This is a genomic window from Halomonas colorata, from assembly GCF_014897985.1.
Taxonomy (GTDB): domain Bacteria; phylum Pseudomonadota; class Gammaproteobacteria; order Pseudomonadales; family Halomonadaceae; genus Vreelandella; species Vreelandella colorata.
The window spans coordinates 1-13446 of the sequence record NZ_JABUZA010000012.1 but is presented as its reverse complement, the minus strand read 5'-3'; the positions used below and the strand labels follow the sequence as shown (position 1 = coordinate 13446).

Below are 13446 nucleotides of genomic sequence, written 5' to 3'. Positions count from 1 at the left end.
TCACGGTTTAAGAAACACAGCTTGAGGGGTTATGCAGCATCTCGCAATACGTTTAACTTATGGCACCATAGTACTTGTCTTAAGTACTCGTCTTAAGTGCTGTGTCTTGAGCACTGTGCCTTATTGCTACTGCCGTGAAGGAAATACCGCTGCATGTCGTCACATTCGCTGCTTGCTAATACATCGTCTCTTACGCCGGGTTTTATGGTGGTGCATGCCAACCGCCTGGAAGACCTGCGCGGGCTGGCGGTGGAGTGGATGCGCCTTCACCCGTTAGGGCCGCTTGAGAACGAGACGATTCTGGTGCAGAGCAACGGCATTGGGCAGTGGTTGAAGCTGGCACTGGCGGAAGACCCGGCACAGGGCGGTGCGGGCATTGCGGCGGCGCTGAACGTTACCCTGCCTGCGCGCTTTTTATGGCAGGCCTACCGCACGGTGTTAACGCATATCACCGGCGACGCTCAGGCGGTGCCTGAAACCTCACCGTTTGATAAATCGCGCCTGGTTTGGCGCTTGCTGCGTTTACTGCCCAGCTTGGCTGAGAAGCCCGCCTTTGCCCCGTTGGCACGCTTTTTGGAAACCGACCGCGACCAGCGCAAGCACTATCAGTTGGCCGAGCGCCTGGCGGACTTATTCGACCAGTACCAGGTGTACCGCGCCGACTGGCTTGAGGCCTGGGCACGGGGCGAAGATGTACTCATTACCGCACGCGGCGAAGCGCGCCCGCTGGATGAACACCAGCGCTGGCAGCCGGAGCTATGGCGCGCCCTGCGCGATGACGTTGCCGCCACCCAGGGCGAGGCCGGGCTTAACAGCAGCCGCGCCCAGGTGCATAGCCGCTTCTTACAGGTCGCCGAACAGCTGGAAGGCCAGGCTTGCCCGCAGGGCTTGCCCAGGCGGCTGATTATTTTTGGTATTTCCTCACTGCCCCAGCAAACGCTGGAAGCTCTGGCCGCGCTTTCGCGCTGCTGCCAGATCGTGCTGTGCGTGCATAACCCCTGCCAGTTTTACTGGGCGGATATCATCGAACACAAAGATTTGCTGCGCGCCAGCCGCTACCGCCAACAGCGCAAAACGGGCATGCCCGAAGCGCTGGACGTACTCGGCGATGGCGATGTAGATAGCGCGCTGCACCTGCACGCCCAGCCGCTGTTGGCGGCGTGGGGCAAACAGGGGCGCGATTACCTGCGCCTGCTGGATGAGCACGATGATTCAGGCAACTACCAAACCCTGTTTGAGCAACAGGCGCTGCGTATTGATATGTTTGAACCGTTCAGCACGCCCGAGCACTCCTGCCTGCTCAGCCAGCTTCAGGATGATATCCGCGAGCTGCGCCCGGTAGCTGAAACTCAGACCATCTGGCCTGCGGTTGATGTAACCCAAGACGACTCGATTGTGTTTCATATCGCCCACGGCCCCCAGCGCGAAGTGGAGATTCTTCACGACCAGCTGTTAGCCGCGTTCAGTGCCGACCCCGAGCTGCGCCCGCGCGATATCATCGTTATGGTGCCGGACATTGACCGCTACGCGCCGCATATTGAAGCGGTATTTGGTCAGTACCGCTCAAGCTACCGCGCGGCTGGCCGCGACGACCCGCGCTATATTCCCTACACGCTTTCAGACCAGGCCAGCCGCCACCGCCTGCCGCTGATGATTGCCCTGGAAAAGTTGCTGCGCCTGCCGGAGCTGCGCCTGTCGGTAAGCGATCTGCTCGATCTACTGGATGTGCCCGCCCTGCGCGCCCGCTTTGGCATTGAAGAGAGTGATTTACCCACCCTGAACCGCTGGATTGAAGGTGCGGGTATCCGCTGGGGGCTAAACGCCCAGCAGCGCATGCAGCTTGATTTACCCCAAGGCTTGAGCCAGAACACTTGGGCGTTTGGCCTGCGCCGTTTGCTGTTGGGTTACACCGTGGGTGTGGCGGATGCGTGGCAGGGGATCGAGCCGTTTGATGACATCGGCGGGCTTGAAGCCTCGCTTGCCGGGCCGCTGGCAACGCTGCTTGAGAAGCTGGAAACCACCTGGGAAGTTTTCTGCAAGCCCACCACTGCCGCCAACTGGGTCATCCGGCTGCGCGAACTGCTGGAAACCTTCTTTCTTACCGACGACGCCGAAGAAAGCGTAATGCTGACCAAGCTGGAAGGCGCGCTTCAGCAGCTTTTTGACAGCACCGAAGAGGCCAAATTGAATGACGATTTGCCGCTTTCCATGGTGCGTGAACACTGGCTCTCGCAAATTGATGAGCACAGCCTTTCTCAGCGCTTTTTAGCCGGGGCAGTCAACTTCGCCACGTTAATGCCGATGCGCGCCATTCCCTTCAAGCGGGTGTGCCTGCTGGGCATGAATGACGGCGAATACCCGCGCTCCCAACCGCCGCTGGATTTTGACCTGATGGGCAGCGACTACCGCCCCGGCGACCGCTCGCGCCGGGAAGATGACCGCTACCTGTTTCTGGAGGCGCTGCTGTCAGCACGCCAGCAGCTCTATATCAGTTGGGTGGGCCGCAGCCAAATTGATAACAACCCCATGCCGCCTTCCGTGCTGGTCGGCCAACTACGCGATCACCTGGCGGCAGGCTGGGTAAGCCAATGCCAGGCTGACGAGCCACTGATTGAAGCGCTGACCACCGAGCATCCACTGCAACCGTTTAGCCATCGCTATTTTACCCAGCCCGGTAGTTCAGCCTCCCAGGCCCGGCTCTTTACCTATGTACACGAATGGCGCGATGCCCACGAACAGCACGCGCTGCTCGCCTCACAAAAGAGCAGCGATAAACAGCAAAGCGCCCTGCTCGAATTTAACCAGGAAGTGCCACTGACGCTTGCCCAGCTAGGCAGCTTTCTGCGCGAACCGGCCAAGGCGTTCTTCAACACCCGCCTGGGCGTGTATTTTGAGCAGGAAGTGCTGACCCAGCTGGACGTGGAACCGTTTGTCCTTAACGGCCTGCAACACTGGCAGTTGCAGGACCAACTGATTGCCGCCCAGCGTCACGCAGTCGATAACGGCGAGCCGCGTGAAGAAGCCATGTTTGCCGCGCTTGAGCGCATCAAGGGCCAAGGCGTGCTAGCGGTAGGCGCTTTTGGCGAGCGCATGAGCGAATCGCTGGCCGAGCCCATGCAAGCGCTGTTTGATGCCTATCGGGAAGCACTTGAAGAGTGGCCCATTGCAGTGGAAGCCCCCCAAGCGGTCGCATTTAACGCCCACGAACTTTCGATTAACGACTGGATTAACGAACTACGCACGGATGAGAACGGCAAGCGCTGCCGCCTGCTGCTGGTGAGTAACAGCTTGATTAGCAATGCGCGTGGCCGTGGGCAGTACCGTTGGCAGCATCTGCTGCGCCCTTGGGTGGCCCACCTGGCTGCCAATGCGGTGTCGCCGATGACCACCCAGCTGCTTTCCAAGGCGGGCCATGCGCGCTTTGAACCGCTAGCAGCGGATACCGCCCAAGGCCATCTAGCGACTATTGTGCAGTGTTGGAAAGCGGGAATGACCCTGCCGCTGCCGTTGGCCCCGCAGGCAGCGTTTGCCTGGCTGAGTAAAGCCGGAACGGTGGACAGCACGGCCGACAGCGACGCCTTTAGCGCAGCAGCAAGCACCTATGAAGGCGGGCGCTTTCAGACCGGCGAAGTCGCGCAAAGCGCCTACCTCGCCCGCCAATGGCCCCACTTTGAAGCGCTATTTAGCGAGGGTCAGGAAGCGGCTAACCCCGCCCTCCGCTTCGCCGCCCTGGCAGATGCCCTTTATCTGCCGCTCTACCGTGCGGTGAAAGAGTAGCACTGCTCGGTAAAGTAGGCGCGCTTCGCTTAATGCGGGTGGTTAACCAGGAGTATTCGATTGGCCAGCGAGATCATTTCAGGGTCGCCAGTGTTCTTTTCGGCCACATCAGAAAGCTTGATGACCGGCAGCCAACCCTGGCCTTCAGGACGCGCCTCGACCATCTTGATCACCATGTTCATGGGCTCCTCGCCCACATCGTTGGTGAAGTTGGTGCCAATACCAAATGCCATGCCGATACGGTCTTTGCAGAAGGCATGAATGCGCTCGATTTTTTCAGGGGTAAGTGCATCGGAAAAGATGATCGTCTTGCTCAGCGGGTCAATGCCCAGGCGCTCATAGTGCGCGATGGTTTGCGAGGCAAAGTCGATAGGGTCGCCGCTATCGTGGCGCACGCCATCAAACAGCTTGGCAAACTTCTTATCGAAGCTGTCGAAAAAGGCTTTTGATGTAAACGTATCGGTTAACGCAATGCCCAGGTCGCCCCGGTACACATCCACCCAATGCTCAAGGGCCAGGCTGTTGGCCATTTTGAAACCAAACCGGGCACCGTGGAACATGAACCACTCATGCGCGTGCGTACCAATCGGCTTCACATCGTGGCGCATCGCCAGCAGCACATTACTGGTACCGGTAAACGACTCGCCGCCGTGATGGCGAAGCGCGCCCACCACGCGGTCGTGAACATTAAATGAGAAACGCCGACGCGTACCAAATTCAGCGATTTTGAGCCCCATGCGTTGGTAAAGCTCGATTTTTTCCTGGGCGCTCTGCTCAATCATCGCATCTGCTTCCGGGGTAATCGTAATACCACGCAGTTGATACCAAAGCTCGCTGATCAGCGCCATCAACGGCACTTCCCAAAGAATGGTGCGATACCACGGGCCTTCAATTACCACGGAAAGGTCCGCCCCCTGCTGCTCGATAATGACCTCGCTGGGGTCATAACGAAACCCGGCCAGAAAATCGAGATAGGTAGGGTCCAGATAAGGGCAGGTCGTTTCGAGATAGCACTTCTCTTCGTCGTTTAAGCGAAGCGCCGCCATATTATCGACTTCGCGGCGTAACGCAGCGCCAAACCCTTCCGGAAAGGCATGCTCGCCACGATTGATAAAAGCGTAACGCGCATGGGCATACGGAAAGCGTTTAATCACGGCATTCTGCATCGTGATTTTGTAAAAGTCGTTATCCAGAAGCGAGGTCAGCATGGAGTCTCATCGTCAGCGTGAACAGAAGCCGCGGTAGCGTAAACAAGATCGCCCCAAGAGTGGCTAGCCGACAAGATTAGCAGGTGACGGCGCCGGCTCCCAGCCCAACCCGCTCGCTTGTGCCTTTTGCTCGCTGCTTTTTGCTCCCTAACGGGCATCGCGATATAGTTCTCCAGCCGCCTCTATTTGCCCCACTCGGGGCGTGTTGTTTTTGTGCCTGCTAGCGCCTGCTCCTGGAGACCAGTGATGAGCCACCCCGCCCCACTCAACCCCTTGAGCTTGCCCTTGCACGGCAGCCGCCTGATCGAGGCCAGCGCCGGTACCGGTAAAACCTTCACCATCGCGCTTTTATACGTGCGCCTGGTATTAGGCGGGCGTAGCAAAGAGGACGACGACGCCTTTATCCGCCCGCTCACGCCGCCCGAAATTCTGGTGGTCACGTTTACCAACGCCGCGACCCAGGAGCTGCGCGAGCGGATTCGTAACCGGCTGGTGGAAGCCGCTGAGGTTTTTCGCAGTGATGAAAACGTAGGCGACAAACTGCTGCTTGAGCTGCGCAGTGAGTACCCACCCTCGGCTTGGCCCGCCTGCGCACGGCGCCTGGCACTGGCTGCCGAGTGGATGGACGAAGCCGCCGTTTCCACCATTCACAGCTGGTGCTACCGCATGCTGCGCGAGCACGCTTTCGATAGCGGCAGCCTGTTTTCACTAAACCTGGAGAACGACCAGCGCGAGCTGGAGCAGGACGTTGTTCGCGACTACTGGCGCACTTTCTACTACTCGTTGGATGGGGACGCGCTGGGCAGCATTGTGAGCTACTGGCAGTCCCCCGACGACCTGCACGCCAGCTTGCAGCGCCTGCTACCCGAATGCGATGCCCTTGGCGAGCAACGCCCGGAGCCGGAGCAAACGCTTACTACCTGCCAGGCCGCCCGCGCCGCCAAGCTCAGCGAGTTAAAAGCCCCCTGGGCTGCCTGGCTGGATGGGCTGGTGCCTGCGCTGGAAGAGGCCGCCAAGCAGAAGGCCTTCAAAGGGCAAAGTTTTAACGCCAAAAGCCGCGCCAACTGGCTGGGGGCGCTGCGCGAATGGTGCACAGGCGACGCTGCCCGCCCCCAGCTTACCGATGCCGCCTGGCGGCGCATGACGCCTGAGGGCATGGCCGATATCTGGAAAGTGGGCACGCCGCCCTGCCCAGCGGTGTGGGAAGCGCTCGCCCACTTGCCCGGCGAGCTTAATGCCCTGCCCGAGCCGCGCAACGACCTGTTAATTCACGCCGTGCAGTGGTGCCGCCAGCGCCTGGAGCGCGAGCAGGAGCGCCGCGCTGAAATGGGTCCCAACGACCTGCTCACACACCTCGACCGCGCCCTGCAAGGCCCCAATAAAGAAGCGCTGGCTGCCCAAATAAAGCGCCAGTTCCCGGTCGCACTGATTGACGAATTTCAGGACACCGACCCAATCCAGTACCGCATTTTTAACGCGGTATATAACGTTGCTACACCGCGCCGCGACAGTGCCGTGATGCTGATTGGCGACCCCAAGCAGGCCATTTACGCCTTCCGTGGCGCGGATATTTTCACCTACCTGAAAGCCCGCCACCACACCGATGGCCGCCACGTTACGCTGGGCACTAACTTTCGCTCAAGTGCGGCGATGGTTAACGCGGTTAACCACTGCTTTAACTACGCCGACAAGCACGAAGCGGGCGCGTTTTTATTTCGTGAACAAGGCGGCGAGAACCCCCTGCCGTTTTTGCCGGTAGATGCCAAAGGCCGCGCCGACCAATTGGTGTTGAACGGCGCGCCGCTGCCCGCCATGACGCTGTGGCAAATGGCGGCTGACGAGCCGCTTTCCAAAACCGCCTACCAGCTTGAAATGGCCGAAGGCTGCGCTTCCCACATGACCGCCCTGCTCGAAGCGGGCCGCAAGCGGCAAGCGGGTTTTAAAACCGAGGGCGAACTTACGCCATTAAAACCTTCCGATATGGCGGTGCTGGTGAACGGCCTGCAGGAAGCTCGCGCTATTCGTTTGGCGCTTGCCAGCCGTGGGGTTAAAAGCGTTTATCTGTCGGATCACGACAAAGTATTCAGCTCATCTATCGCCCAGCAGGTGGAAACCTGCCTACGCGCCTGTGCGGAATCCCAGGCCAATTCACGCCAGGCGGAAGCCAAGCTGCGCGCAGCGCTGGCCACGCCGCTGCTAGGCGTGAGCCTTAGCGAGCTTGATCACCTTAACGAGAGCGAGCTTGCCTGGGAGGCCCGGGTAGAGCAGTTCAGCCGTTACCACCGCCTGTGGCAGCGCCAGGGCGTGCTGCCGCTGGTGCGCAAGCTAATGGTGGACTTCGATATTCCTGCCCGGCTGCTTGCGTTGACCGACGGTGAGCGCTTGCTAACCGATTTGCTTCACCTGGGCGAACTGCTTCAGCAAGCAAGCCAGGAACTGGATGGCGAACACGCGCTGATACGCTTTCTGGCGGAAGCGATTGCCGACCCGGAAAGCCACGGCGACAGCCACAAGCTGCGCCTGGAAAGCGATGCAGACCTGGTCAAGGTCGTGACCATCCATAAATCCAAGGGGCTTGAGTACCCGCTGGTATTTTTACCCTTTATTGCCAACCATCGCCCCACTAAAAAAGGCGATGTGCCGCTGCGCTGGCACGATGGCGAAGGCAATTTACAGCTAAGCCTAAGCGCCGATGCAGAAACGCTCGCCACCGCCGACCGCGAACGATTAGGCGAAGACTTACGCAAGCTTTACGTGGCACTTACCCGCGCCCGCCACGCCACCTGGTTGGGGCTTGCGCCGTTAAAGGAGGGCGAAGGCAGCGCCCTGGGTTACCTGCTTAACGGCGGTAACTACATTGCGCCCAACGAGTTCAGCGAAGCGCTTGCCGCGCTGGTCCATAAAAGCGACATCGCCCTGGAGCCTGCGCCAACACCTACCGCGCTGTGCTTTACGCCCGCCCAGCAGCAAGATGCTTTAGGGCAAGCCCGCACGCCCACACGCCCGGCCCGCGAGCAGTGGTGGATCGCCAGCTACTCGGCGCTGCGCACCACGGGCGGCATCTCAGGGCTGCTATCCACCGCTGCGCCCACGCCGGAACCCACCACGCCCCAGGAAGCCACCACGTTTGAAGTGCTGGATGAACCGCAAGACCTGCTGCAAGGTTCTCCATTAACCGGGCAGCCCACGGCGAGTGTAACCACTCACTCTCCTTTGCCAACTGACAGCGACCAGCCGAGTACAAACGCAAGCCACCTGCACCGTTTCCCTCGCGGCCCCGGCCCTGGCACCTTTCTACACGGCTTGTTGGAATGGGCAGGCCAACTGGGCTTTGCCAAGGCGCTTGAAGACGCCGCCGCCCGTGAAGACACTCTGCGCCGCCGCCTGCAACTGCGCGGTTGGCAAGCGTGGTATGAACCGCTGACAGGCTGGTTTGAGGATTTGCTCGGCACCCAGCTGCCGCTTCCCGGCCAGCAAAGTGCCGTGGCGCTTCAACAGCTAAGCGGTTATCAGGTTGAACTAGAGTTCTGGTTTGCTGCCCATCAGGTAGATACGCAAGCGCTGGATGCGCTGGTTAGCCAGCACTTACTTCCCGGCCTTGCCCGGCCCGCACTGGATGCCGACACCCTCAACGGTATGCTCAAAGGCTTTATTGATTTGGCGTTTGAATTTGATGGGCGTTTTTACGTACTGGACTGGAAATCCAACTACCTGGGTGCGGATGACAGCGCTTATAGTGCCGAGGCACTGAGTGCCGCGCTGCTGGAAAAACGCTACGACCTACAGGCCGCGCTGTACCTGCTGGCGCTGCACCGGCTGTTAAAAGCCCGCCTGCCCGACTACGACCCGCACGTCCATTTGGGCGGCTCATTGACCGTATTTTTGCGCGGCAGCCGTACGCCTGGACGCGGCGTACACCCCGAACCCGCCCCGGTGGCGCTAATTGAAGCGTTGGATGCATTATTTGCAGGCACGGCCAACGGCGCTGGCCTTAAGGAAACGGCATGAAAGATTCACACACCCTGGACCTGTTCGGCGAAAACGAGCCTGCGCCTGCCACACCGCGTAACAGCACAGTAGCACCTGACCACCAACGGCACCCTGCGCTGAACGATACGGGCACTTTAATGGCGCTTTGCGAGCGCTGGGTCGCCAGAGGTTGGCTGCGCGACCTGGACCGCGCGCTGGTCAGCTTCTTCGCCCGCGAGGGAGGCCAGGTGCCGCCGCTGCTTCTGCTGGCCACTGCGCTTGCCAGCCACCAGCTGGGCCGAGGCCATGTGTGCCTGGACTTAAACGCCACGCTGAACGCACCAGACTTCGCCCTTTCGCTACCACCCGAAGGTGATGACCTAAGCGACCCGCCGCCGCTACCCAGCGAGGTATTAGCCACGCTAACGCTTGCCGAGTGGCAGGCCGCGCTTGAGCACCCAACGCTGATCAGCAACGGCCACGGCAACACACCGCTGGTGCGCGCTGACACCCCGCACACCACCCGGCTTTACCTGCGCCGCTACTGGCAGTACGAACAAACTCTGCACCAGGAAATCGCCGCTCGGCTGGCACTAGAAGACGATGCTGCACTAAGCAGCTCTTGTGGGAGCCCAGTTCACTGGTGGTCCGACACATCGGCGAAGGGTGACGCTAGTCACCCCTTACTCCAACAAGCCCTGAACACCCTGTTCCCCGACAACGGCACCCTAGACTGGCAAAAGGTCGCCTGCGCGCTGGCGGCGCGCAGCCACTTTGCGATTATTACCGGCGGCCCCGGCACCGGCAAAACCACCACCGTTGTGCGCCTGCTCGCCCTGCTGCAAACCCTGCAACTGGCCCACTCGCCAACGCAAGCGCTGCGCATTCGCTTAGCCGCCCCCACCGGCAAAGCCGCCGCCCGCCTGAATGAATCCATCGCCGGGCAGGTAAGCCAGTTGCCTACGCAGTCGCTGGCCACTCTGTTGAAACAAAATTCATTGCAGGAGCCCGATTCATTGTGGGAGCCCAATTCATTGGGCGAAGATTCAAGCACTGAACAGCTACAAGCCTCCATCCCCACAGAAGTCACCACCCTGCACCGGCTACTAGGCGCCAGGCCCGACACCCGCCACTTCCGCCACAACCCCAACAATCCGTTGGCGTTGGACGTACTGGTGATCGACGAAGCCTCCATGGTGGATATCGAAATGATGACTGCCGTGTTAAGCGCCCTGCCCGCCCACGCCAAGCTGGTGCTGCTGGGCGATAAAGACCAGCTCGCTTCTGTGGAAGCCGGTGCCGTACTCGGTGATTTATGCCGCCGTGCCGAGGCCGCCCACTACACGCCAGAAACCGCCAAATGGCTTGCCACTCTCACCAGTCACCCGCTGCCCGAAGCGCTAACCTGCCCCAACGGCCAAGCGCTTGACCAGGCAATTACCATGCTGCGAGTAAGCCACCGTTTTGACGCCGCCAGCGGCATTGGTCAGTTGGCCGAGGCGATTAACCAACCGTTAAGCGCCACGCTTAACGAGCGCAATAAACAGAACGCCGTACACAGCGCCCTGCGCGCTGGCTATGCCGACCTACATCATTTGGTGCTGGGTGGTGAAGACGACAACGCCCTGGAGCGTTTAGTCGTCACCGGCTCCCCGGAGCGCTTCCCCAATGCAGGTAAAGGCCGTATGGATAAGAGAAGTAACCAAGAGCTGGCCCCGCCCACCGGCTACCTGCATTACCTGACGACGTTAAAAAAACAGCGCCCAGATGCAACGCTAACGTTTGAAGATAACCGCGCCACCTATAACGCCTGGGCCAGCGATGTACTAAAAGCCTATGGCCACTTCCAACTGCTCTGCGCATTGCGCAAAGGGCCGTGGGGCGTAGAAGGCTTAAACTTGCGCATCGCCAAGGTACTGCGCCGCGAGAAATTACTGAGCGCAAGCGATATCGAGTTGGAAAAAGGCTGGTATGAAGGCCGCCCGGTGCTGGTCACGCAAAACGACTACAGCATGGGGCTAATGAACGGTGATATCGGCATTACACTGACGGTGCCCGACCCGCGCACGTCGGGGCGGTTATTACATCGAGTCGCCTTTCCAACCAGCGACCCGGAGAACTCCATCCGCTGGGTACTGCCTTCCCGCTTACATTCAGTGGAAACCGTGTTCGCGATGACGGTGCACAAATCCCAGGGCTCGGAGTTCTTGCACACGGCGCTGTTGCTACCCCAAACGCCCAACCCTATTCTAACGCGGGAACTGGTGTATACAGGCATTACCCGTGCTCGCGAATGGCTTACCTTGGTGGAAGCCAAACGGGGGATTTTGAATGATGCGGTGGTTAGGGAGGTTATGCGGGTTAGTGGGATGGGGGATTAATTAAATTTTACATCACCGGTTCTAGCATTGTCAGCTAACGGTCAAGAAGGGACGTTTAGCAGACACTTACATAACAATATCAACCACTAGCTACAGCAGGAAGTAAGAAAGTGGCCGAACCCACCCGTAAATTACCTGAATTTCGTAGTGTATCTACGCGAAACCCACCCCTCAATACGTTCATCTTCAATGTCCACTTCTACGAGAAGCCATGCCCGCTCCGAAGAATCCAGCACTACTATAAGTTTTCCCAACGGTAGGTTAGCCATGACTTCAGCTTTCATACTTGGCCCTGATCTGAGCCGCAGAGAGCCACCTGTCACTACGCGGCACCCAGCGAATATCTCCTTCTCTAATTCACTGCTACACCGCGCCAGCTTCTTTGCTTCGCGGGGTGTAGTAACACTTTCGCTGAGAATTGTTCTTTCACTGAATCGTTCCAACGCCATGGTTGCCGCGATGTTCATCAGGAACGGCAAAACGATCCAATAAAAAAGCCAAACTAAAGTGCGGCGACCGCTTTCGGAGAGAGAGAAAAAATCAAGTCTGCCTTGGCCTAAGCGCTTCAGTTCATCCTCTACGGCTGCAAGTTCCTGTGATGCTTCCTCATGATCAAGTTGTTGTCGATTACCGGCATGTTGAGCAATAGCAACAGCTTGACTTATGAGTGCAGGATCGAAGGGCATTCCCGTAAGACGGGGTAATGCACCCATCAAAGAAGAAGATTCCAACCCAAGCAACCCTTGCATAACAGAAAAGTCTTGGAGATCGCGCGCTATCTGAAACGCGGTTGAACCTTGAAACTCTCGAGCCATACGTATCAACGGAGACTCTTGAAGCTCGCACGCCACCTGAGCCGCTGTCGACCCTTGAAACTCCCGAGCAATACTCATCACCGAAGATCCATGAAGCTCACGCGCCACCTGATCCGCAGTCGACCCTTGAAACTCTCGAGCAATACTCATCACCGAAGATTCGTGAAGCTCACGGGCCACCTGAGCCGCTGTCGACCCTTGAAACTCCCGAGCAATACTCATCACCGAAGATTCATGAAGCTCACGCGCCACCTGAGCCGCAGTCGACCCTTGAAACTCCCGAGCAATACTCATCACCGAAGATTCATGAAGCTCACGTGCCATCTGAGCCACAGTCGACTCTTGAAACTCCCGAGCCATGCGAGTGGCCGGACTGCGCAAAGTGTAATCAGGAAAATTTAGGTAATAAAGCTGATCTTTTAGATCAAAATGCTTGCTAATGACACTAACCTCTTTGTTAATTTCCACTTAATTATTTACACTGCGATGGCGGATATTGCCTAAACAAATAAGTGCTCGACAGTAACCATGCATGCCTGAAAAAAATGAATGTCCGAAGACGCTGCCTTTTCTGTTAAGGCCTCTTGTGGATGTAAGCTAGCGCAGCCATTCAATTAGCATAGATTAACGTCCCCAATAGGCCACCAGTATCTGCTCCCACCAGACAAGGGCGTTTCAAGTAAACTTATGGCAACGGTTGAAAGTTTACGGAATCGCTACAACTTCCCCTTCATTGAACCAGCCGCTGTCCTTAATACTTACTAAAGCTGCTGCGGGATCGGACGACCAAAGCACAAGGGCAAGTGACTCCTCAGCACGGCTGCAAGTAACGTACAATAAGCGCAGTGTTCTATCGATGGTCGTTTCCTTGCCGTTTTCTAGGTTCTCTGTGTCCGTCTTGCTCAGCTTAGTACCGCCAAAAATCTTGTCATAGGAAATCTGATTGCCTCCAGCTAATTTATCGTCCATCACGACCATGACATGAAGGAATTCAGAGCCCTTAACGACTTGGTGGGTTGCCAGTGCTGAATGTCCAGAAAGATAGGAGCGATACTTTTGCAGCTGATTCCAGGGAGAAGCGAACAGTGCGCACCAGCCACGACGCATCCGGTCCTTCTTGGACTCATCTTCACCCCTACCGGGGGCTGGTGGTGAAGGTGATTTATCCATAAAAGCAGATAAAAGACGATCATCAACCCCGAACAGTCTTGCTGTTAAGTGAATCGCCCCGGATATTCTAGACACCCGTTAGGCTCTTAAAGTAACGCCTTTCATACTCAACCGGTGACAAGTTAT

Annotated in this window: 6 protein-coding genes; 3 read left to right on the top strand and 3 right to left on the bottom strand. The window is 58.1% G+C overall.

Annotated features, from left to right (window positions below; translation table 11 throughout):
- Positions 1–153: 153 nt before the first annotated feature.
- Complete coding sequence (recC, locus tag INT33_RS08270) at positions 154–3777, top strand: exodeoxyribonuclease V subunit gamma (protein ID WP_193091610.1); 3624 nt, start codon at positions 154–156, stop codon at positions 3775–3777.
- 29 nt (positions 3778–3806) lie between these two features.
- On the opposite strand, the gene pncB is transcribed toward recC, so the two are convergent.
- Positions 3807–4985 carry a nicotinate phosphoribosyltransferase gene (gene pncB, locus INT33_RS08265; protein ID WP_192538784.1) on the bottom strand — a complete coding sequence of 393 codons (1179 nt, stop codon included), beginning with the start codon at positions 4983–4985 and terminating at the stop codon, positions 3807–3809.
- A gap of 246 nt (positions 4986–5231) precedes the next feature.
- Between pncB and recB the strand changes: the two genes are divergently transcribed.
- Both recB and recD read left to right on the top strand, forming a co-directional pair.
- On the top strand, positions 5232–8993 hold the full coding sequence (gene recB, locus INT33_RS08260; protein WP_193091609.1) for an exodeoxyribonuclease V subunit beta: 3762 nt from the start codon (positions 5232–5234) through the stop codon (positions 8991–8993).
- A complete protein-coding gene (recD, locus tag INT33_RS08255) occupies positions 8990–11335 on the top strand; it encodes an exodeoxyribonuclease V subunit alpha (RefSeq protein ID WP_193091608.1) in 2346 nt (781 codons plus the stop codon). The genes recB and recD overlap by 4 nt, the downstream gene beginning before the upstream one ends.
- Positions 11336–11466: 131 nt before the next feature.
- Here the strand turns inward: recD and INT33_RS21450 are convergent, their stop codons facing one another.
- On the bottom strand, positions 11467–12618 hold the full coding sequence (locus INT33_RS21450; protein WP_193091607.1) for an SH3 domain-containing protein: 1152 nt from the start codon (positions 12616–12618) through the stop codon (positions 11467–11469).
- Positions 12619–12855: 237 nt separating this feature from the next.
- Complete coding sequence (locus INT33_RS08245) at positions 12856–13395, bottom strand: hypothetical protein (RefSeq protein WP_226940119.1); 540 nt, start codon at positions 13393–13395, stop codon at positions 12856–12858.
- Positions 13396–13446 lie beyond the last annotated feature (51 nt).

Bases quoted from the DNA above. Each gene is read 5' to 3' on its own strand.
- recB (WP_193091609.1), top strand. From the start codon at position 5,232: ATGAGCCACCCCGCCCCACTCAACCCCTTGAGCTTGCCCTTGCACGGC.
- recD (WP_193091608.1), top strand. From the start codon at position 8,990: ATGAAAGATTCACACACCCTGGACCTGTTCGGCGAAAACGAGCCTGCG.
- pncB (WP_192538784.1), bottom strand. From the start codon at position 4,985: ATGCTGACCTCGCTTCTGGATAACGACTTTTACAAAATCACGATGCAG.
- recC (WP_193091610.1), top strand. From the start codon at position 154: ATGTCGTCACATTCGCTGCTTGCTAATACATCGTCTCTTACGCCGGGT.